General features: G+C 42.1%; 21 protein-coding genes. 10 read left to right on the forward strand and 11 right to left on the reverse strand.

Features of this window, described 5'->3' with window-relative positions; translation table 11 throughout:
- Positions 1 to 67 precede the first annotated feature (67 nt).
- Genes rfbC through GO009_RS01100 form a run of 8 tightly spaced genes read right to left on the reverse strand, consistent with a single transcriptional unit; the run spans position 68 to position 8603 of the window.
- On the reverse strand, positions 68 to 610 hold the full coding sequence (gene rfbC / locus GO009_RS01065; protein WP_313790191.1) for a dTDP-4-dehydrorhamnose 3,5-epimerase: 543 nt from the start codon (positions 608 to 610) through the stop codon (positions 68 to 70).
- A complete protein-coding gene (rfbA, locus tag GO009_RS01070) occupies positions 610 to 1479 on the reverse strand; it encodes a glucose-1-phosphate thymidylyltransferase RfbA (protein WP_163624295.1) in 870 nt (289 codons plus the stop codon). Before rfbA ends, rfbC begins: the two co-directional genes overlap by 1 nt.
- A 6-nt stretch (positions 1480 to 1485) precedes the next feature.
- The gene (gene rfbB / locus GO009_RS01075) at positions 1486 to 2547 is read right to left on the reverse strand and encodes a dTDP-glucose 4,6-dehydratase (RefSeq protein ID WP_163624296.1); all 1062 of its coding nucleotides are present in this window, start codon (positions 2545 to 2547) and stop codon (positions 1486 to 1488) included.
- A 59-nt stretch (positions 2548 to 2606) separates the two neighbouring features.
- Positions 2607 to 3383 carry a dTDP-4-dehydrorhamnose reductase gene (rfbD, locus tag GO009_RS01080; protein WP_163624297.1) on the reverse strand — a complete coding sequence of 259 codons (777 nt, stop codon included), beginning with the start codon at positions 3381 to 3383 and terminating at the stop codon, positions 2607 to 2609.
- A 59-nt stretch (positions 3384 to 3442) separates the two neighbouring features.
- Entirely contained in the window at positions 3443 to 4492 is a 1050-nt protein-coding gene (locus tag GO009_RS01085) for a hypothetical protein (RefSeq protein ID WP_163624298.1), read from the reverse strand.
- Positions 4493 to 4495: 3 nt separating this feature from the next.
- On the reverse strand, positions 4496 to 6184 hold the full coding sequence (locus GO009_RS01090) for a hypothetical protein (RefSeq protein WP_163624454.1): 1689 nt from the start codon (positions 6182 to 6184) through the stop codon (positions 4496 to 4498).
- Positions 6185 to 6233: 49 nt separating this feature from the next.
- Positions 6234 to 7733 (reverse strand): GH3 auxin-responsive promoter family protein, encoded by a 1500-nt coding sequence (locus GO009_RS01095; RefSeq protein WP_163624299.1) that lies wholly within the window; start codon positions 7731 to 7733, stop codon positions 6234 to 6236.
- Positions 7734 to 8603: a M23 family metallopeptidase gene (locus GO009_RS01100; protein WP_163624300.1), complete on the reverse strand. Its 870-nt coding sequence runs from the start codon at positions 8601 to 8603 to the stop codon at positions 7734 to 7736.
- A 166-nt stretch (positions 8604 to 8769) separates the two neighbouring features.
- Here GO009_RS01100 and tatA point away from each other — a divergent pair, with 166 nt between their 5' ends.
- The 3 genes from tatA (at position 8770) to GO009_RS17495 (ending at position 11625) form a co-directional block, all read left to right on the forward strand.
- Positions 8770 to 8967, forward strand: coding sequence for a twin-arginine translocase TatA/TatE family subunit (gene tatA, locus GO009_RS01105; protein ID WP_163624301.1), 198 nt, complete (start codon positions 8770 to 8772; stop codon positions 8965 to 8967).
- 217 nt (positions 8968 to 9184) lie between these two features.
- The gene (locus tag GO009_RS01110) at positions 9185 to 11206 is read left to right on the forward strand and encodes an OmpA family protein (protein ID WP_163624302.1); all 2022 of its coding nucleotides are present in this window, start codon (positions 9185 to 9187) and stop codon (positions 11204 to 11206) included.
- A 248-nt stretch (positions 11207 to 11454) separates the two neighbouring features.
- Positions 11455 to 11625 carry a DUF6747 family protein gene (locus GO009_RS17495; protein WP_203532253.1) on the forward strand — a complete coding sequence of 57 codons (171 nt, stop codon included), beginning with the start codon at positions 11455 to 11457 and terminating at the stop codon, positions 11623 to 11625.
- 76 nt (positions 11626 to 11701) lie between these two features.
- Here GO009_RS17495 and GO009_RS01115 read toward each other — a convergent pair whose 3' ends face one another.
- The 3 genes from GO009_RS01115 to pgk all read right to left on the reverse strand — a co-directional run bounded on the left by GO009_RS01115 (position 11702) and on the right by pgk (position 15626).
- Positions 11702 to 12703: a DUF4837 family protein gene (locus tag GO009_RS01115; RefSeq protein WP_163624303.1), complete on the reverse strand. Its 1002-nt coding sequence runs from the start codon at positions 12701 to 12703 to the stop codon at positions 11702 to 11704.
- A gap of 12 nt (positions 12704 to 12715) precedes the next feature.
- A complete protein-coding gene (locus tag GO009_RS01120; protein ID WP_163624304.1) occupies positions 12716 to 14317 on the reverse strand; it encodes a LysM peptidoglycan-binding domain-containing protein in 1602 nt (533 codons plus the stop codon).
- Between the two features lie 118 nt (positions 14318 to 14435).
- On the reverse strand, positions 14436 to 15626 hold the full coding sequence (gene pgk, locus GO009_RS01125; RefSeq protein WP_163624305.1) for a phosphoglycerate kinase: 1191 nt from the start codon (positions 15624 to 15626) through the stop codon (positions 14436 to 14438).
- A gap of 404 nt (positions 15627 to 16030) precedes the next feature.
- Between pgk and GO009_RS01130 the strand changes: the two genes are divergently transcribed.
- The 7 genes from GO009_RS01130 (at position 16031) to GO009_RS01160 (ending at position 20584) form a co-directional block, all read left to right on the forward strand.
- Positions 16031 to 16984: a DUF4382 domain-containing protein gene (locus GO009_RS01130; RefSeq protein ID WP_163624306.1), complete on the forward strand. Its 954-nt coding sequence runs from the start codon at positions 16031 to 16033 to the stop codon at positions 16982 to 16984.
- A gap of 210 nt (positions 16985 to 17194) precedes the next feature.
- Positions 17195 to 18346, forward strand: coding sequence for an ATP-binding protein (locus GO009_RS01135; RefSeq protein WP_163624307.1), 1152 nt, complete (start codon positions 17195 to 17197; stop codon positions 18344 to 18346).
- A gap of 12 nt (positions 18347 to 18358) precedes the next feature.
- A complete protein-coding gene (locus GO009_RS01140) occupies positions 18359 to 18754 on the forward strand; it encodes a DoxX family protein (RefSeq protein ID WP_163624308.1) in 396 nt (131 codons plus the stop codon).
- A gap of 12 nt (positions 18755 to 18766) precedes the next feature.
- On the forward strand, positions 18767 to 19222 hold the full coding sequence (locus GO009_RS01145; protein WP_239057359.1) for a hypothetical protein: 456 nt from the start codon (positions 18767 to 18769) through the stop codon (positions 19220 to 19222).
- A 2-nt stretch (positions 19223 to 19224) separates the two neighbouring features.
- A complete protein-coding gene (locus GO009_RS01150) occupies positions 19225 to 19407 on the forward strand; it encodes a hypothetical protein (RefSeq protein WP_163624309.1) in 183 nt (60 codons plus the stop codon).
- Between the two features lie 22 nt (positions 19408 to 19429).
- Positions 19430 to 20005, forward strand: a complete 576-nt coding sequence (locus tag GO009_RS01155) for a hypothetical protein (RefSeq protein ID WP_163624310.1) — start codon at positions 19430 to 19432, stop codon at positions 20003 to 20005.
- A gap of 12 nt (positions 20006 to 20017) precedes the next feature.
- Positions 20018 to 20584 (forward strand): Crp/Fnr family transcriptional regulator, encoded by a 567-nt coding sequence (locus GO009_RS01160; RefSeq protein WP_163624311.1) that lies wholly within the window; start codon positions 20018 to 20020, stop codon positions 20582 to 20584.
- The last annotated feature ends 9 nt before the right edge of the window (positions 20585 to 20593 follow it).

A 20593-nucleotide genomic window follows, 5' to 3' on the forward strand; every position in this document is an offset into this window, starting at 1 on the left:
TTCCTTCAAACAAATAAAGGTCCCCTATTTTAATCAAATACAAACTGTTTAGAGTCAATTTCGCAAATTAAAACCCATTTTTGAAGGTTGATAACTGACTGTCCTTTATAGAAAAAATTATTTTTTCATTCTTCATTTTCCAATCTATTGATAATACATCATCATCATACTTAATCCCCCCCTCAGCATCTCTATTATAATAGTTGTCGCACTTGTAAAATACCTCCGCGGACTCGCTCAATGTTAAGTAGCCATGGGCAAATCCCCTAGGCACAAACAATTGCTTTTTATTGTCACTGCTTAACTCTATGGATAAATGCTCGCCAAAAGTAGGGGAATTTTTACGCAAATCCACCACCACATCCTGAATTCTTCCCGACAACACGGAAACCAACTTGGCCTGGGCATGCTCGCCCTTTTGATAATGCAAACCTCTCAACACCCCTTTCTTGGAAAAGGATTGGTTATCCTGCACAAAGTTTACTTCTCGTCCAATCGCTTCACAAAAATCCTTGTGGTTATAGCTTTCAAAAAAATAGCCCCTCTCATCTTCAAAAACTTTGGGCTCAATTATAAAGCACCCTTTTAACTTGGTCTCCGTTGCCTTGATCATGCCTCTTTGCTCAATATGCCCAACAATCTTTTTCCGTAACCACTCTTCATCAATGGTTTTGCCAGCTCTTTTAACTCATCTTCACTGATATAGCCCATTTCATACGCCGCTGCTTCTATCGAACCCGTTATCAAGCCTTGTCGCTCCTCGATCACTTCTACAAATTTTGAGGCTTGCATCAAGGCTTGGAACGTGCCGGTATCTAACCAAGCTGTACCTCTATCTAGAATACTTACATTGAGTTTACCTCTTTTTAAGTATGCCTTGTTCACATCAGTAATCTCCAATTCCCCCCTTACACTGGGTTGTATGCTTTTGGCAATGGAGATGACCTCATTATCATAAAAATAAATCCCTGGCACTACATAATTGGATTTGGGTTCCTTTGGCTTCTCTTCAATACTGATGGCTTTTCCTGCTTCATCAAATTCTACCACACCATATCGCTGTGGGTCGTTGACTCGGTATGCATAAATGATTCCTCCGTCGGGGTCATTGTTTGCTTGCAACAGTTTGGACAAGCCTGCGCCGTAAAAAATATTGTCACCCAAAATGAGGGCTACCTTGTCTTCCCCAATAAAATCTTCACCTATAATGAAGGCTTCGGCCAATCCATTTGGGGATTCTTGCACCGCGTAGGAAAAGGAACAGCCGTACTTTTGTCCGTCACCCAACAGTTCCTGGAACAACGGGAGGTCCTTTGGTGTGGATATAATCAATATATCCTTGATTCCCGCATAAATTAAGGTGGACAATGGATAATAAATCATTGGCTTGTCGTAAATAGGCATCAACTGCTTGCTCACCGAAAGGGTAAGTGGGTGCAGCCTACTGCCGGTTCCTCCTGCCAAGATGATTCCCTTCATTGTGTTTTATTCTTGATATTGCTTTTTATAATATTCCAAATAGTCTCCCGAGGTAACATGGTCCAACCACTCCTGATTGTTAAAATACCAATCTATGGTCTTTTCAAGGCCTTCCTCAAATGTTACGGATGGCTCCCAACCCAATTCTTGGTTAATTTTGGTAGCGTCAATGGCGTACCTTAAATCGTGTCCCGGGCGATCCTTTACAAAGGTTATCAGTTTTTCTGAGGAGCCTTCTTGCCTTTTGAGTTTTTTATCCATCAATCGGCATAACAATTTGGTCAAATCAATGTTCTTCCACTCGTTAAATCCCCCAATATTGTAGGTCTCTCCCTTTTTTCCTTTGTGAAACACCAAATCAATTGCCCTAGCATGGTCTTTTACGTACAACCAATCACGGGTATAATTCCCATCACCATAAATGGGCAACGGCTTGTTTTGTATGATATTGTTAATGAACAAAGGAATCAATTTTTCTGGAAACTGATTGGGGCCATAATTGTTGGAACAATTGGAAATAACATACGGTAATTTATAGGTTGCTCCATAAGCTCGCACAAAATGGTCGGAACTCGCCTTTGAGGCGGAATAAGGCGAGTTTGGATCATACGCTGTGCTTTCGGTAAAAAACCCCTCTTTTCCCAAGCTGCCATACACCTCATCGGTGCTTATGTGATAAAACAAGAAGTTTGGGTTGTTTTTGGCCAACTCCAACGAAGCATTCAATAAATTGACCGTGCCCAAAACATTGGTCCGCACAAAAGATAAGGGGTCCGAAATGGAACGGTCCACATGGGATTCTGCGGCCAGATGGATTACACCGTCAAATTTATGTTTAGAGAAAAGTTCATTGATAAAATCGGAATGGGCGATGTCCCCTTTTACAAATGAGTAGTTGGAAGCTTCTTCAATAGCTATTAAGTTTTCCAGGTTTCCCGCATAGGTCAGCGCATCCAGATTAAAGATTTTGTAGTGATCGTACTTGGTTACGAACCGACGAACTACATGGGAACCGATAAAACCGGCACCACCTGTAATTAAAATGTTTTTTGGAATACCCTTGTCCATGTAAGCTCCTTTATAACTCTATGTGTCCTATTTCCTAAAAAAAGAAAACTTTCTGTTAATCATGAAAGAAAACTGTTCTTTGGCCGCTTTGCGAAAGTACGATAATTCGGGTCCAAAACAAGGTTGATCTTGCCCGTTAGCCCGTTCTCATCCAGTATTTGCTTGGCAAATTCATACCACGTCATTGGTTTCCCATCTGTAAAATGATATAGGCCGAAGGTCTTTTTTCCCAACACGATTTCATTTAAAATAAATTTTGCCAATGCCTCCGTGTCAGTCGGACATCCTTTTTGGGCATTTGTAACGTACAAATCTTCTCCCGCCAGAGCCTTTTTTAAAATTGTTCGATAAAAATTATGACCATATTTTTTACTGTACAGCCAAGATGAACGAATAATAAAATAGTTGGGTAAAATCTCTTGAATAAACTCCTCTCCCCTTAGTTTTGATCTACCATATTCGTTGATTGGGTTGGTTTTATCATCAACAGTGTATGGGTCCTCTTTTTCTCCGTCAAAAACATAATCCGTGGAAATATGGATTAAAGTGGTGTTATGGTCTCTGCATACCTCGGCCAAATTTTTCACCCCCTTCGCGTTAACCTCAAATGCCTTTTCGGGGTACTTCTCTGCATCCTCTACATGGGTATATGCAGCGCAATTGATACAGAAATCATATTGCCTTTTGTGAAAAGCATTTGCCAACTGGGCGGGTTGGGTAATATCAAGTGCTGCAGATGTTTTAAAATCAAAAGAAACCTCTGGAAAATCATGGGCCAATTCTTGAAATGTGAGCCCCAATTGTCCTCCAGCTCCAGTTACCAAGATTCGCCTCATACCATTTTTTATTTTGATTGGTCCAATGCCAAAAACTACTTATCTCTCTAAAAACCGGTCTATTTTTGGTTATATGTTTTGAGGTACCTGTTCAACTCAAGTAAGGCCAAAACTCCAAAGACCAAGACCAACAACAATAGGGGAAGTTTAAACTTGTAACTGTTCCAAATTCCCTTTAGTTCCACCCCTCTTGTGGGAAAATCACTTATTACATTGATAATCGTGGATTTATTGGCCCGTTCTTTGTTCAAGGCGACCAATTTCTCTTTGAGAACATCTTTTTCTTGTACCAACTCCAACTCCCTGCCCTGTGATTCCGAACTTTCCGCAAGATTAATGTTGGTCCCCTGCATAGGTTTGTCCGCCTCCTTCACCATTACTGTCTTGTACAGGCTTTGTAGTGAGTCAATCTCGGCGAGCTGGTTTTTGTAGATTTCTTCTTGGAGGTCTAAGTTCTCATCGTTGATTCTTTTCTGAAGCTTAAAGTATTGATTGACCGCAATCGAATTGATAATGGCCGGTTGCGCCTTTTTGGCCACCTTATTATCCGTACTTATTACAGAGATTTGATGGAACCGTGCATCCATCGAATTGAAGTTTTTTAAATAGTTTTCATAATCAATTGCCTTAACCGTAGTAGTGTCCAAGCCACGAATAAACTCATCAAAAAGTTTTATTTTCTGGTTCTCATCGGAATATGAATCGGTAAAAATTTCCTTAACAGTGGCCGCTTCATGCTCGGTAATGTTCAGTGCCGTGGCCAAGGCTACGGAATCCTGCGCCTCTGCTAAATCATTATAAAAGGCTATATTATTGTACAGCTGCTGAACACTATTAAAATTGGGCTCCACAACCATTCTGGAAATATACTTTTCCGGCAGGGTTTTATCCAAAATAAATCCTCCAACACCCCCTATAATAATAGCTGCCCCAATAACGATGATGTTTTTCTGTACAAAAATGAGGAACAGCATTGCCAAGTGGAAAACTCCTTTGAAAATGCTACCGATGAAATTGAAGAACTTCTGAAAACCCCTCCCGATCATCTGGAACAATTGTCCCAAATCTATTTCATCTGAATTATTCTGATTTACTGGTTGGTCTGCCATTTCCTATGAATTGAATATTTGTTTTAAAATCCTGTCCGTAATTAAATATGTGGGCTTAACCCCTGTTGTTCCCAGTCCACCAGAAGCCAAGGTGCTTCCTGTTTCCAAGGGATTGTCCGATGCATAATAGGCGTAACGTACCTTAACATCTTTTTTTATGCTTTTTCGGATTTGGGATGCCGATTGTATCGCTTTTTGATAGTGCACCCCCTCCATTTCCAAACCTATCACGTTCCATGTGGATTCATGGAAAAATTGGAGGATGTCCCTATTTTGCAAGGATGTCCCCAATACGGTAACCATGGTGCCTTCCATTACTTTTAGGCCATGTCCTTCAAAATCCGAGCCGTTCAGTTCGTTTTTAAAGGGGTAATTGTCAGCCGTTCCTTCAAAAATATGTGCCGAGGGAATCATTAAATCTCCTTTGCCACCTTCCAAAATTCCCGCTTTTCCCATTATGGAGACCGAATCAACGTTCAGGAAAATCTTTTCATCTTCTTCTTCCATAGGCTTTAAAAGTTCATCTATGGTTTCATAAGCTTGTTCCCCAAAGGCATAATCCATCACAAATATAACGGGTTTTTCTTCCTCAGAAATATCCTCTGGCAACTTATAACAGCAACTCTGTTTTCCGAACTTGGCCGTATCAAATATTTGAACGTCAATATTGGCTCCCGATTCGTCATCCAAAAAGATCATGCCGTTCTTTTCGGCTAGATTTTTTACTTTTTTATTGAGGCCTTTATGCTTCTCGGAGCCTAACGCCTCATAAATATCCAAGGATTCATTATCGGGAAATTCTTGTGCCAATGCCTTTTTGGCAAAAAGCGAGTTCATAACACTGTGCATGTTGGCACTGATGATATGCAGCGGCCTATCCAATAAGTTATGCTTTTGTAAGGTGCGCTTGATTTTATCGGCCCACTTTTCTCCATGGATGTGGTGCCCCAAACGCTCCCGCAACAAAGGGCTGAAGGTAATCGTTCTTTTATTGCCCGTAGTCTCTTCTTCTATGGCGAGTTTTCCCAACCAATACATCACATTTAAAAAACGGTCGGGATCCTGGGGAGTCTTCAATTTGTTTTGGATATCAACTACCTCATCAAAGGTCCTGCCCAAAATATTGGCACAGTGGATCAGAGCCACCTCTCGCTGGTCATTATCCTTTTCCTCGCTCAGCACAAACTCGGTAAGTTTGTCCCAATCACGAATGGTAGCATTGCCATCATCCACCAGTACCCTTTTGGAAATTTTGCCCGATTCCACGAACAAAAAGGTAAGGTGGGTCAAAATATCATAGATATCACTTCTGCCGCGTGTGATTTCGATGTTCATCTGCTCATCGTCTATTCGGTAGCAGTTTCTTCGCCTTTTGGGCGGTACAATGGGTTTCAAGTGTGATTTGGCAAAGCCTTCATCGGAAGTCAGATTAATGAAACGGCACTCCTCAATGCCTTCGGGCAAGCGTTCCAGGACATAGATAAGTCCGTTGAGTTCCGCCTTGTCCTCCGCAATGGTGCCGTAAATTTCGGGCCTGAGCAATAAAAGTGCATTTCGAAGTGCGTTGCCCGAAACGCCCGATGGTTTGTAAAACCCACGGTTGAGCAAATGGCGCATAGTTATGTACAAACGCTCGATTGCATTCGTGGACTCTTGCGCCCTGGTTGTCTGTTTTACTTCTGTTGCCATCATAACTTCTGGCAAAATAAGCGATTTCCTATAAAAATTAAACAGTTATGGGTCAACTAATTTTAAAGGGATGCAATCCATCGGCCACTTTACGGTCGTTGGCAAGGCGTTGCACCTTGTTCTGTCCGCCCAATTTGCCTATGGATTTCATATACTCTTGAAACCCATTTGGCTTAATGTTACTGATTTTTAAGGGTTGAAGAATGTGCCCATCTATCAGATCAAAATAGTAGCTGTTCTGTTTTTTCATACTTTCTTCGATGATTTCAGAAAATTTCGTCCAATCTGATGGTTCTTTCTGAAATTCGATAAACCATTCGTGATAGGGAAGTTCTCCTTCTTTCGGGTTGGTCTGGGGTGCTACGGTAAATTCGTTTACCACTGCATCCGTTTGTTTCACGGCCAATTGCAGTGCCTCTTCAACTTCTTTTGCAATTACGTGTTCCCCGAAAGCGGAAATAAAATGCTTGATTCTCCCCGACACCACAATTTTGTACGGGGCTTTGGAAACAAACCGAACGGTATCACCTAGATTATACCCCCACAGTCCCGCATTGGTAGAAATTACCATGGCATAGTCCACATCCAGTTCCACATCCGCAATGGTCAACCGTTTTGGGTTTTCATCAAAAAACTCATCTGCCTTTACAAATTCATAAAAGATTCCTGCATCCAAAAGCAACAACATTCCCTTGTCCTTTTGGGAATATTGGTAGGCAAAAAACCCTTCGCTCGCCGGAAAAAGCTCGATACTGTCCACTTTTTTTCCGATCAGGTCTTCAAACTTGGCGCGGTAAGGCTCGTAATTCACCCCTCCGTATATGAACAATTGGAATTCTTTGAAAAGGTCACCGACCTTTTTACCCGTTTTGGCATTGAGTTTTTCAAAATACATTTGTACCCAGGATGGAATCCCCGCAATAACGGTCATATTCTCATTTTCGGTCTCCTCAACAATTTTGTCCACCTTGGTTTCCCAATCTTCAATACAATTGGTTTCCCAGCTTGGCAACCGGTTTTTTTGAAGGTAATTGGGCACATAATGAGCCGATATTCCAGAGAGCCTACCTAATTTAATGCCGTTCTTTTCTTCCAAAACGGGGCTTCCCTGTAAAAAAATCATTCGGCCATCCACAAAATCGGCGTTTCCGGTTTCATGAATGTAGTTGAGGATGGCATTCCTTGAAGCTTCGACCTGATTTTTTATGGATGGTTTGGTAATGGGGATATACTTTGCTCCCGAAGTGGTGCCCGAAGTTTTGGCAAAATAAATGGGTTTTCCCGGCCAAAGCACATCACTCTTGCCGTTAATAATTTGTTGGATGTATCCTTTTAGTTCCTCATAATCCCGAATGGGAACCCGTTCCACAAAATCTTGGTGCGATTTTATACTTTCGAACTGATGGTCCTTGCCAAATACAGTGCTCTTGGCTTGGGCAACCAGTTGATTAAACACCTTTTGTTGGGTTTTTACGGGCCGGTTTACCCATTTATCGGTTTTTTTGGCTATCCGATTCGCAAATATTTTTGCTGCAAACGCTTTTAGGGACATTTAGTTGAAATCAATATAGTTTTGTGGATCAACAGGCTTTCCTTTTCTCCAAAGCTCAAAATGTAGGTGGGGCCCTGTTGTGAGCTCTCCCGTGTTTCCAATGGATGCGATTACTTCCCCTGCTTTTACCAAATCGCCTTGGGATTTGCTCAAGGAACCATTGTGCTTGTATACGGAGGTTATTCCCTCTTGATGCTCGATAATGATTACATACCCTGTTTCCGTTGTCCATTCTGCAAATAAAACCGTGCCATCTGCAATGGATTTTACAGGTGTTTCCCTTGGTGCTACCAAATCAACGGCATAGTGTTTGGTCTTTTGGTCAAACTCTTGCGAGATAGTTCCGTTAACGGGCGAAAAGAACAGAGTTCCCAAGTTCTCGATATCTCTTTCAAAAAGATTGTATTTATCTTCCAGTTCCACTTCTTCCCTCAACAACAAATCTTGTTTGATCGGGGTAAGGTCCACGGAAGTTGGATCTAATTTATATTGTTCAAAAAGTGAGTCGCGATTTACTTGATTATTCTCGATATCTCCCCGCAGCACCTTTCTTACATTGTCTAAATACCGGTTGGTATAATTAAGTACGGTGACTAACGAGTCCGTTTTATAGGTAAGCTCGGTGGCCTGTCGTTTTAACCTTGTGGAAGAATAGCCTGGAATATATTCCCTTAGCGGGGTAAGGGCAATGATCAAGGTGGTGACCCCTATCAAGACAATAATAAACAAAGTTCCAGTAACAAAAACATTAAGCCTGTTGAGCTTAAAGGATATCTTTTCCTCAAAGGTACTTTCGTTAAGAATTACCAAGCGATACTTGTGCAGCAGCTTTCGCTTTATCTCTTTTCTTTTCTTTTTGTCCTTTGCCATGGTGAACAAAGATAGGCTTAGATTTTAATATGCATGTTAAGCTTTTTTAAAAAGCGTAGGGGATAAGTTCCTAAAAATCATTTTCAAATGCTAATTTTCGTTAATCGAATGTGCTCTTCAACATCTTTTTAGTACTTTTACATTTCTAATCAAAGCATTTGAAGATATGATTGCTCAAACTATATTTCTTGGTATGTTAGGTCCCTGGCAGATTGTTTTGATCGTTGCCGTGGTAGTTTTGCTTTTTGGAGGCAGAAAGATTCCAGAACTTATGAAGGGCCTTGGAAGCGGAATCAAAGAATTCAAAAACGCTACCAAGGAAGACGAAAAACTGGAAGGCGAAACAAACGAGTCGAAATCCTAAATTGATTCTTGTGGCCTGAAATGCACTGTGTTTTTAATGGTTTTCAACCATCAACAACATCTTTTCTGCATTCAACGCCGCATATTCCCCCTTTCACAACAAAAAATTATCACCCCACTTACCATATCCTATTTTAGCGGTTGAAAATAAACTGTTAAGCCCTCTATGCTTAACCTCCAAATGAACCCAATCGTTCATTTGTGCAGATGGAGTGGTAATGAAAAGACTTATCTTACTTTTATTCTTCCTATGCTCTTTTGGGGTGTTTTCCCAAGAGATTGCCCTGTCCGAAATTGATGGGTCGTCCTCCTCTTCCAATAGATTTGCCCCTTCAGAAAACAGCGACTCCAATTTAGCAAACCATCAAGGTGGTCTGGGTGATAAAGGAAAGACCGAAAAACTTATTGCCTTAGGCAACGATTACTTTGATAAAATGTGGTACGCCAGAGCAGCTCGCGTTTTCGACATTGTTCTTGAAAAAACAGAGACCGAGCACACCTCAGCTTTGCTGTGGAAAGCAGGTGATTCACATTACTACACAGGAAATCTTGAAAAGGCTTACGAATGGTACCACGAGCTTTATCGACAACATCAAGAGGAAATGCATGAGGATGCTTATTTAAAATATGCCCAAACTTTAAAGGGAACAGGAAAGTATCGTAGGGCTGCAACCCTAACAAAGATCTTGCGGCAAAAAAGGGACGAGCCCTTAAATGAGGTTAATAAAATAGACCCTCGTACATGGGAAGGCGCCTACACCGTTAAAATCAAAAATTTGGGCATTAACTCCCGATATTCTGATTTTTCTCCCATGTTCCACAACGGTTCCGATATTGTTTATGCCTCTGCAAAGGACACCTTGTTTTTGACAAGTCGGCGTTACCGTCGTACCAATCAACCTTTCCTCGACCTTTACGTTGCAAAAAGCAAGAACAAGGAAGGTGACCTTTCCTCCCCGCGAAAATTTTCAAAAAAAATAAATACCAAGTACCATGAGGCCTCCATGGCATTTTCTCCTGACCAAAAAACCATTTATTTTACAAGGAACAACTATGGCAAACGTTTAAAAAGGGGCAAAAACGGTATAAACCACCTAAAAATATATCGTTCTCAATTTACCAATGGTGAATGGGGCAAGGCAGAAGAGCTTCCCTTTAACAGCGAAGATTATTCTACAGGCCACCCGACCATTAGTCCAGATGGAACAAAAATGTATTTTGTTTCCGATAGGCCAGGTGGTTTTGGGGAAACAGATATTTATGTTGTTGATATTATTGAAAACGGGGGCTTTTCTGAGCCAAAAAACCTTGGAAGGACCATCAACACCGAAGACAAGGAAATGTTTCCATACGTTGTGGAAAATGCCCTTTATTTTTCTTCCAACAGACCCATGGGCTTTGGTGGTTTGGATGTGTACAGATCTGATGGGGCAAATGGGGACTTCGGCATAGGGGTCAACCTGGGCAAACCCATCAACAGTAACAAAGATGATTTCTCCTATATTGTTGATGCTACGGGCGAGCGAGGCTATTTTGCCTCCAATCGCAAAGGTGGCAAGGGTGATGACGATATTTACTCCTTTAAATACACACTCAACCTAAATGCCATTGTCGGCACCGTTGAAAACGAGTCAACAGGTGATGCTGTGAACAAAGCCAATATATCCTTGTACAGCTACGAAGGCAAGCTGATAAATGAAACCGTCTCGGACACAACTGGCAACTATTTGTTCAAAAACCTTGATTCAATAACAAACTACACCGTTGTGGCCAAGAAAAAAGGGTTTGTTAGGGACAGTATGACCGTGGAAACCAAGAAAAACGAAAATATTTCGGTAACCCAATACTTAAAGAAACTTGTTGAGGAAAAACCAATAGTTGATCTGTTTGAGCCCAGCGATGTATACTTTGATTTTGATAGTTTTAAAATCACCCCGCGTTCCGCTCAAGAATTGGATAAGCTCGTTGCCTTATTAAAAGAGAACGAAAACCTGTCCTTAAAAATCGCATCCCATACCGATGCCATTGGCCCAGAAGACTACAACAAATATCTATCCGACAAGCGCGCCAAATCTACTCGTGACTACCTAGTTTCTCAAGGAATCGACCCTTCAAGAATTATTAGCACCACAGGTTATGGTGAAGAGCGTTTGTTGAACAATTGTTCCAATGGAACACCCTGTGCTCCGGACCAACACCGTTTAAACAGAAGGTCTGAATTTATTCTGGTTTCTGAATAAACAGCCCAAACCATTTTAATCGGTACGTAGTTTTTCCTTTTTCCGCTTTAAAGTACAGTTTGTCGATATTTCTGTCCGACCAGCCGTTTGTGGCAATATGCAGTTTGTCGATTAAAATACTGCCCTTGCGGATTCTGAGCTCTAGCCCAAGACTTTTAACTTGTTTTTACTGCCTTTTGTCCGTTTGTTTTCGATTCTCTTCCGCTAAATCAAACCTTTGACCTGTCTTTAAACCTTAAATCATACTTATGAAAAAACTACTACTTGTCAAAGAAATTTATGTTGAAGGGTTCCGCAACTTGGGACACTTTTTAATTGAAAAATATTTTAAATTATTCGCCTGGTTTAGTTTTATCCTGTTCTTTATAGTGCTTTATGCCTTTATTTACAGGATATCCACAGGCTTTGCATTTGATTAACCCCCTAAGCTTTAAAGAACAAAAAAGGCCCGAACTTTAAAAGTTCGGGCCTTTTTGCTTTGTTAACTATGTTTTTCTAGTCAGCCGCAGGAGTAGCTGGCTCAAAGTCCACCGTTTTCAATATCGCCTCCAGCTCAAACATATAATCTCTTTTGGCTTCTGAAGGGGCAAAGGTAAACCCCTCGATAATCATTTTTCGATTGTTTTCCTCATCGTTAATAATGTATGTTAAAAATGGGCCTGCCATCGGATATCCATGGATTTCCCAAACCCCTTTTACCTCAGCAGCTTTTTTCCCTCCAATTTCTGCAGGGAACACATAAGGCGCAAAAGCTTTCTCAGTAATCATATAAGTGTTTTCATAAGGCCCAGGAATGTACTTTTCACCTATGGAATCCCTCATTTTCACAATGTCCTCAACAAAAGTGGAATCGTTGCTAAAGTAATCCCATGGCATTTCGTAAGCAATGATATTCATGGTGCCTTTCGGAATCTGAATATCCATCCAAACAAAGTTGTCCTCTCTTTTCCCAACCTTATAAAGTGACGGGACGTCGAGTTGAATTCCAAACTCTTCTTCCAACGCCTTGTCCTTGCTCAAGGAGCGTTCAAAACGCCTTTGCGCTTCGGCAATCTCGTTTGCCTTGAATTCTTTTATGGCCCTATCGGCCAAGGAATCCAAGTTTTTGATCATCACTTCCTCGGTTGGCCCGGTTACCACGGCTACTTTTTGTGGCTTTGCGTATGCATTGTCCTTTATGTGCGCCAAAGAAGTTGAATCTTGCTCTACATATAGAATGGACCTGGAATGTGTGGTTGTGCCCTTAAAAACTTGGGGGGGCACTTGGGTAAGGGTAAATTTGGGCTCTATTTGTGGCAAACCAACAATTTGTGCGGCAAATTCGTCCCTTATTTTTTCTCCTACGGGACCTCTCCAAAGCTCGGTGTCCATTATAACCATTAAGGAGTTGATGCCTCCTGTGGATGGCGGAAGAAATTTTTTCTTTGAACCTGAGTTCTTACAAGCTCCCAATGCCAACAAAGCTGTGGCAATCAATAGTATTCCTAATTTTTTCATCTTGTGTTAAATTTACGAAGAACAATCACACAATTTAAGTTTTGTGCCCGGTTTTAGGTTATTCCCACTAATACCGTTCCATTCTCGTAAATTCTCTATAGAAACTCCAGGATATTTTTTGGAAATCGTCCAAAGGGAATCTCCCGAGCGTACCGTATGAATTTTAGATCCGCTTACAACAGCTCCCGAAGACTTTGAGCTACTACTCTTTGAATCATTTTTGGCGATATACGGCTTTCTTGGATAAATGGTCAAACGTTGGCCAATACGAAGATTGTTGCTTCGCAATCCGTTCCATCTTTTAATTTGACTGACCCCGACGCCGTAACGCTCTGCTATCTTGCCCAAATAATCTCCGCTCTTCACCCGATAACGAATCTGGTCTTTGGCCGTAACCATATTGGGCAATGGTTTTTCCAAAGAGTCCAATTCCTTCTTCACATAGGCATAGATTTCTTCTTCATTGGATACAAACTTGCCGATTTTGGATTTTGGTAAGCGCAACGCATAATCTTTTCCCTCAACTTTTGGTATGATGTTGAGTTTGTACGCAGGATTCAACATTTCCAGTTCTTCAGTACTAATGTCCACCAGCTTTGAAATTTGATCAAAGGTGATCAAGTTTTTTACATGAACGGTATCTGTCTCAAAATAGGGGCGCTCCGCTTTTTTGTATTGCAACCCATGCTCCTCGGCATATTCAAAAATGTACATGGTGGCCAAAAAAGCTGGGAGATACCCTGCCGTTTCACGTGGAAGAAATGGCCTAATGTTCCAATAGTTTTCATATCCACCGGAACGGCGTATGGCCTTGTTTACATTTCCCGGGCCCGAGTTGTATGCTGCCAATGCCAAATCCCAGTCCCCAAAAATACCGTACAATCTGGAAAGGTATTTGCTCGCGGCTTTGGTGGCCATTATGGGGTCGTGTCTTTCGTCCACATAGCTGCTTACATCCAGTCCGTACATTTTGCCCGTGCTGTACATAAATTGCCAAAGCCCCTTGGCCCCCACTCTGGATCGCGCCTTTGGATTAAGGGCGGATTCCACGATTGCCAAGTATTTAATTTCCAAAGGAATGTTTTGGTTGTCTAGCTCCTGCTCGAACAATGGAAAGTAAAATTGAGAGGCCGTAATCATACGCTGCATCAAATCCCTTCTTCGTGTCAAAAAGGATTTGATCACACTCTCCAAGGATGAATTATAGGTAATGTTGAATGGGGTCTTCTCGTCCATTCGGGCCAAACGAGCCTTCAGGGTGTCCGTTGGCAAATCCACCACAAAAATGGAATCGTGTTCAGGGCCTTTCTGAATTTCCAACAACATATCGCTGAACAAATCCGCATTGCTGTGAAGCTCGTTCAACCAAAGGCTGTCGTATTTCCATGCCTCTTCTAGGTCATGCAACCTAAACTTTCCATCCTCGTGGGTTTCCAAGGCCATGAGCTGGCCATCAATTTTAATATGGGATACTTGAACAGCCGGATTTTCATCCTTTTGAAGTGCTGTGGAATCCTGCTCCGTTCCCGTGGTGTTCGCTTTTTGTTGCGCACTTAAAAATGGAGCTGCGGACATGATGGCCGCAAAAACAACTATTTTCAATTTCTGGCTCATTTGGACAAGGTTTGATTTTGGGACTAACGAAAATGGCTTTTTTTTCTGAAACAATAAAGTCCAGAGACAAAAATCCCTCGTCTTTTAACGTTTCCCCCAATAACTCACAACGTGAGACTTAGCCCAATATTGCAGCGATACCCGGCAAGGTTTTCCCTTCCAAGCTTTCCAACATGGCCCCACCCCCGGTGGATACGTAGCTTACTTTGTCCTCGAAACCAAACTGTTTCACGGCTGCAACGGAATCTCCGCCACCAACCAAGGAAAAGGCTCCACTTTGGGTGGCTTCATCAATATAGTTGCCCACGGCAATGGTTCCCTTGGCAAAGTTCTCCATTTCAAAAACACCTACGGGCCCGTTCCACAAGATTGTCTTGGAGGCCAAAATCACTTGTTTAAAGATTTCCAAGGTTTTTGGACCAGCGTCCAGTCCTTGCCATCCATCAGGGATTTTGTCTACGTCGACAAACTGCGTGTTGGCGCCATTGTCAAAGTCGTCGGCAGCCAAAACGTCTACAGGCAGGTATACTTTCACGTTTTTGGCCTTGGCTTGTTTAAGAATCTCCAAAGCCAATTCCATTTTATCATCCTCACAAATGGAATCCCCTACTTTGCCACCCTTTGCCTTCACAAAAGTGTAGGTCATACCGCCGCCAATGATAAGGTTGTCAACTTTGTCCAATATGTTTTCGATAATCGTGATTTTGGAGGATACTTTTGCTCCGCCCAAAATGGCGGTAACCGGTTTTTCTCCAGTTTCCATCACTTTGTCTATCGCTTTTATTTCTTTCGCCAGCAGATATCCGAAGCATTTGTTCTCTGGGAAAAATTTGGCCACAATGGTTGTTGAGGCATGTGCACGGTGGGCAGTCCCAAAGGCATCGTTCACATAAATATCCCCATGTTTGGACAAGGCTTCGGCAAAAGACTCGTCTCCTGCTTCCTCTTCGGCGTGAAAACGGAGGTTTTCCAACAAAAGCACCTCTCCGCTTTGCAATCCAGCGACGGCTTCATCTGCTTTTGTTCCAACGCAGTCTTCTGTAAATTTTACCTGTACCCCGATAATATCGGAAACTTTTTCTACAATGTGGGAAAGCGACATATCCGGGTTTACCTTTCCTTTTGGTCTTCCCATGTGGCTCATCAAAATGGCAGACCCGCCATCTTCCAAAACTTTGAGTATGCTGGGTTTTGCTGCATCAATACGGCTAGTGTCGGTTACATTAAAATCGCCATCCAACGGCACGTTGAAATCTACCCTGATCAATGCTTTTTTTCCTTCGAAATTAAAATCGTCTATCGTCTTCATCTAGTGTGGTCTTTTTTGAGAGTTTCAAATGTAAAGATTTCCTGCTTTTTCAATGGACAGACACGCCCCATAATTTTAAAGTTTCTCAATTTTTAACCAATTTAATTTGATATGTTAAGCAGGCACCTGCTTGTGCAGGGGTTCCTAACGGGATTCCTTGTTGTCCGTTTTGACCGATAACGATAGAAGGGTTTCGGTCCAAGTGTGGTCTTAAAAGCCAATTTACAAGGCCAAAGATATGGCAATGGAACCCACGGAGGAATCAAAACGCAAGCCATTTCCGTTTTATAGGAGCGAGGTTTTATTTGCGATATGTCTTGGAAGCTGTTCAATCCAAAGTAGGGTTATATCATTTTTAATTGTTATAAGGTAAAGTGATTATTAACCCCAAAACCTCAAATTTTATGCAACCTTTTTTGAAAAATGTAGGATTTGCTATTGGAATAGCTGTACTGGCGTTTTCTTGTAGCGATGATAATGGTAATGATAACGTAGAGAACGAATCGTATAACACGACCTTTAAAATCACAGATGCCCCGGTGGACAACGCAGAAATTGAATCCGTTTTTGTTACGGTCTCCGATGTAAAGGTCAATGGTACATCACTGGAAGGTTTTAACAAAACAACTTTTGACCTAGCTGCCCTTGTCAATGGTCAGACTAAAACCTTGGGCAACCTGCAATTGGAGGCTGGAGCATATTCCGACCTTGAACTGGTGCTGGACTACGAAACCGATATGGACGGAAATTCCCCGGGCTGTTACGTAGAAATGGCAGATGGTTCCAAGGACAAGATAACATCCTCTGCGAGCAGCATTGACATTGTGGATACTTTTGAGGTGTTTGCCTCGAATACCAATGAGGTCGTTATCGATTTTGATTTGCGAAAGACCATAAAGGAAAATCAAGGTACGTTGGAAACGGATTTTGATTTTGTGACGACGTCCGAACTCTCCGCAGGAATACGGGCCGTAAACAAAGAAACTACTGGAGAAATTGAAGGAACCATAAACGATGCAGAAAACACATCGGACAAAATTGTGGTATATGCCTATGAAAAAGGCACCTATAATGCAGAAGTTGAAACTCAGGGGCAAGGAGAAAGCAATGTGCGCTTTGCCAATGCCATTACAAGTGCCGAGGCCAGTGGGCTTAACAATTCCTTCAGCCTTAACTTTCTATCGGCTGGGGAATACGAATTGATTTTTGTGTCCTACGCCCAAGATGGCAATCAATTTTACTTTAATTCAACATTAGAGGTGGAATCAACCACTGGGCTCGACCTATCTGCTTTACAAATTACATCCGCTTTACAGTTAAGCGCCAATGTAACAGTGACCGGAACCACATCATCCTAAACAAATATATTGTTCTGTTGAGAAAAGCCCCGGTTCGGGGCTTTTTTTATGTACTTACTTTACTTTCCTCCTGGCCTGCAGGTCTGCCAAGCAGGTGGCGTCCAATTCAGGGATATTACCGCCACTGATTATATTGATCGGCAACCATAACACTCCTCTTTTAAATAAAACGGGTAAGGGGTTCAACACTTAAAAATGTATCTTTGGAACATGCTTTTTAAAAATGTTTTAGGACTCGAGCATATCAAAAACCATTTGGTGACCACTGCGGAAACCGGCAGGGTCGCACACGCACAACTTTTTGTTGGCCCCGAAGGTTCCGGGGTGCTGCCCATGGCACTGGCATATGCCCAATATTTACTCTGTGGCAATACAGGTGGAGAAAATGACGGGGAAAACACCGTATGCAATACTAAATGCAACTCATTGACACATCCCGACCTTCATTTTGCATTTCCTGTTTCCAATTCGGACAAGGTAAAGTCGCATGCCGTGAGCGATCATTATTTGGAAGAATGGCGACAGTTTGTAAAAGACCAGCCCTATGGCAATTTGTTTGATTGGTACCGCCACATCGGCATTGAAAAAAAGCAGGGCCAAATCGGGGTCGATGAGGCTCAGGACATGGTTAAAAAGCTTTCGTTAAAATCTTACGAAGGTGGATACAAGGTCCTTATTGTTTGGATGGCCGAAAAAATGAACGTTTCCGCGGCCAACAAACTTTTGAAGTTAATCGAGGAGCCCCCGAACAAGACCATATTACTCCTTTTGGCAGAAGATGAGGAACAAATCATCAACACCATTCGTTCCCGTTGCCAAATTTTAAATTTCCCTCCCTTGGCCGAACAAGTAATTACCGATGAACTTATACAGCGGGGAGTGGCACAAACCGAAGCACTTACCATTGCACTGGAAGCGAACGGTAATTTTAACAAGGCTCTTGATCTATTGAACAAAGACTCTGAAGATTTGGTGTTCGAACGTTGGTTTGTGCAATGGGTGCGGAGCGCCTTTAAAGCAAAGGGCAACAAAGGTGCCGTACAGGAACTGATTTTATGGAGCGAGGAGGTCGCCAAAACAGGGCGCGAAGTCCAAAAAAAATTCCTGAACTACTGCTTAACCATGATGCGGCAAGCGCTTATGCTCAACTACAAGGCAAACGAACTTGTTTATGCCAAAGTGCACATGGAGGGTTTTGACCTGAACAAGTTTGCCCCTTTTGTACATGAAAACAATATTTTGGATATTGTAAAGGAGTTGGAGCAGGCAATTTTTCACGTGGAACGCAACGGAAATTCCAAGTTGATTTTCACAGATCTCTCCATTAAACTTACTCGGCTTTTGCATGCAAAGGCCGCCTAAATAAAACCAATCATGGATGATTTATTTTCAAATGCCACAGAAATACTACTGCTGGTGTTCTTGACCATTACTTTTCTACAGAGCGGGATTGACAAACTTATGGATTGGAAAGGCAATCTGGGTTGGCTAACGGGCCATTTTTCCAAATCCATTTTTAAAGGAACGGTGCCCGTACTGCTAAGTATTGTTCTGGTATTCGAAATGTTTTCCGGAATACTTTGCGGCGTGGGTGTTTTTCAATTTGCCGTTGATGGAGAAAGTGTTTTTGGTTTTTATGGGGCCGTTCTTTCTGCCATAACTTTGTTGATGCTTTTGTTGGGGCAACGTGTTGCCAAAGATTATGTTGGGGCCCAAACCATTGTTGTGTACTTGATTCCCACGGTTTTTTTGGTGTATTTGATGCAATAATAAAGTTCTTCCATGATCATTGAACCCGTTCAAAGACCAAATCTATCGAAAAAGACCGAGGCATATTACGGGCAATTTGAACGTTTGATCGTCCAAATCAGGAAAAAGAAACTACCCGAAGAAATCATGTTGGTCATCAATAAGCAGATTACGGCACTGAACGCAGTAAAGGATTCCGATAAAATTCTAAGAAATGAAATCCGCAAAGTACAATCAAAAATTATAGGCACCCTGGCCCAAAAACTTAAAATTGTACCCATTAATTACTACCGAAAGACTTGGTTTGTTCTGGGTATGACTGTTTTTGGCCTGCCCATTGGAGCGGCCTTGGGCCTTAGTTTGGGGAATATGGCGTTTTTGGGCATTGGTCTGCCCGTGGGAATGTCGATCGGACTTGCCATGGGATCCCGAATGGACAACAAGGCAAAGGAAGAAGGCCGACAACTGGATATTGAAATAAAAATGTAACTATGTTCGGAAAAAAGGCAATCGGACCTTTGGTCATCATCTTGATTGGTTTAGCCCTGTTCATAATCAATCTATTTGAAATGCAGAAAGACAAGAGTACCATATGGGGGATGGTTTCCAATATTTTATTGATTGTGGCCATGGTCTTGGTTATGGTTAAAAACACGAAAAAATCAAAAGAATAACCCTACCTCATCGATCAAAGCAATGAAAGAACAATTAGAAAACACGGAGGGTGGTTCTGCCCATTCCATTTTAAACGCTCAAGCCGATTTGCGCAAAGGCTATGCGAATGGCTCTTTAGGGATTATAGCTTCTGGAACGGTATGGATGGTAGCGGCTTTAGTAGCTTTTTTGGTTTCTTCACAAACCGCTATTTGGACCTTGTTTTTTGGCGGTATGCTCATTCATCCCCTAGGATTGTTAATGGCCAAACTAATAGGGGTTCCCGGAAGCCATTCTAAACAAAACCCTTTGGGCAAGCTTATTATGGAAGGCACTATTTTTATGCTGATGTGCATTCCCTTGGCCCTGCTCGTCTCTCTACAGGACCATGCTTGGTTTTTTCAGGGCATGTTATTGATCATTGGGGGAAGATATTTAACGTTCACTACCCTTTATGGCATCAAAACGTATTGGATTTTGGGCGGTATATTGGGCGCAGCGTCCTTTGCGCTGTTTCTTTTGAAGGCTTCTCCTGCCATTTCTGCCCTTACAGGATCGATCATAGAAATTGGTTTGGGGGCTTTTATGTTTTTCTCGTACAAAAAGAGTCAACCCTAAAGTAAAGGCGGTTTGGAACAGATCAGGCACTATTTTGAATCGGAATATGGGATTTCATCAAACGATTGGAAGGTTTTTTCATCAAAATTAAGCCGACATGTATTCCCCAAAAAAAGTAAGCTGGTTGAAGCGGGCAAGGTGGAGAACCATCTGTCCTTTATAGAAAAAGGAATTGTTCGTCTCTATATTCCCAATGGAGATGGGGAACTCACTTTTGGTTTTGTTTTCAAGGGTGCATTTGTAAGTGCTTATGACTCTTTCCTGACCCAAAAACCATCCGAATATGTGGTAGAAACGATAACGGATACGGTACTTTGGCGCCTGGACCATAAAGAGCTTCAGGAGGTATATGCATCTTCCAAAATCGGAAACTTGATCGGGAGAAGGGCCAGCGAGGAGCTTTTCTTGAAAAAATCGAAAAGAGAGCTTTCCCTTTTACGTGATAGCGCGGAACAGCGATATCTCAATCTTTTTGATGAACGGCCGGAACTCATCCGTGAAATTCCCCTCAAATATATTGCCTCGTATATTGGTGTTACGCCGCAGGCCTTGAGCCGCATCCGAAAGCGTATTTCTTAACCTGGGTTC

Origin of the sequence: Allomuricauda sp. TY007 (genome assembly GCF_010468565.1) — a bacterium.
In the GTDB taxonomy this organism is placed as follows: Bacteria; Bacteroidota; Bacteroidia; order Flavobacteriales; family Flavobacteriaceae; genus Flagellimonas.

What these genes read in the sequence shown, in the direction of transcription:
- GO009_RS01095 (WP_163624299.1), bottom strand. Translation starts at nt 7,733, where the DNA reads ATGTCCCTAAAAGCGTTTGCAGCAAAAATATTTGCGAATCGGATAGCC.
- GO009_RS01090 (WP_163624454.1), bottom strand. Translation starts at nt 6,184, where the DNA reads ATGATGGCAACAGAAGTAAAACAGACAACCAGGGCGCAAGAGTCCACG.
- rfbB (WP_163624296.1), bottom strand. Translation starts at nt 2,547, where the DNA reads ATGGACAAGGGTATTCCAAAAAACATTTTAATTACAGGTGGTGCCGGT.
- GO009_RS01100 (WP_163624300.1), bottom strand. Translation starts at nt 8,603, where the DNA reads ATGGCAAAGGACAAAAAGAAAAGAAAAGAGATAAAGCGAAAGCTGCTG.
- GO009_RS01120 (WP_163624304.1), bottom strand. Translation starts at nt 14,317, where the DNA reads ATGAGCCAGAAATTGAAAATAGTTGTTTTTGCGGCCATCATGTCCGCA.
- GO009_RS01140 (WP_163624308.1), top strand. Translation starts at nt 18,359, where the DNA reads ATGGATGATTTATTTTCAAATGCCACAGAAATACTACTGCTGGTGTTC.
- rfbD (WP_163624297.1), bottom strand. Translation starts at nt 3,383, where the DNA reads ATGAGGCGAATCTTGGTAACTGGAGCTGGAGGACAATTGGGGCTCACA.
- rfbA (WP_163624295.1), bottom strand. Translation starts at nt 1,479, where the DNA reads ATGAAGGGAATCATCTTGGCAGGAGGAACCGGCAGTAGGCTGCACCCA.
- tatA (WP_163624301.1), top strand. Translation starts at nt 8,770, where the DNA reads ATGATTGCTCAAACTATATTTCTTGGTATGTTAGGTCCCTGGCAGATT.
- GO009_RS01155 (WP_163624310.1), top strand. Translation starts at nt 19,430, where the DNA reads ATGAAAGAACAATTAGAAAACACGGAGGGTGGTTCTGCCCATTCCATT.
- GO009_RS01150 (WP_163624309.1), top strand. Translation starts at nt 19,225, where the DNA reads ATGTTCGGAAAAAAGGCAATCGGACCTTTGGTCATCATCTTGATTGGT.
- GO009_RS01110 (WP_163624302.1), top strand. Translation starts at nt 9,185, where the DNA reads ATGAAAAGACTTATCTTACTTTTATTCTTCCTATGCTCTTTTGGGGTG.
- pgk (WP_163624305.1), bottom strand. Translation starts at nt 15,626, where the DNA reads ATGAAGACGATAGACGATTTTAATTTCGAAGGAAAAAAAGCATTGATC.
- GO009_RS01145 (WP_239057359.1), top strand. Translation starts at nt 18,767, where the DNA reads ATGATCATTGAACCCGTTCAAAGACCAAATCTATCGAAAAAGACCGAG.
- GO009_RS01135 (WP_163624307.1), top strand. Translation starts at nt 17,195, where the DNA reads ATGCTTTTTAAAAATGTTTTAGGACTCGAGCATATCAAAAACCATTTG.
- GO009_RS17495 (WP_203532253.1), top strand. Translation starts at nt 11,455, where the DNA reads ATGAAAAAACTACTACTTGTCAAAGAAATTTATGTTGAAGGGTTCCGC.
- GO009_RS01115 (WP_163624303.1), bottom strand. Translation starts at nt 12,703, where the DNA reads ATGAAAAAATTAGGAATACTATTGATTGCCACAGCTTTGTTGGCATTG.
- GO009_RS01130 (WP_163624306.1), top strand. Translation starts at nt 16,031, where the DNA reads ATGCAACCTTTTTTGAAAAATGTAGGATTTGCTATTGGAATAGCTGTA.
- GO009_RS01085 (WP_163624298.1), bottom strand. Translation starts at nt 4,492, where the DNA reads ATGGCAGACCAACCAGTAAATCAGAATAATTCAGATGAAATAGATTTG.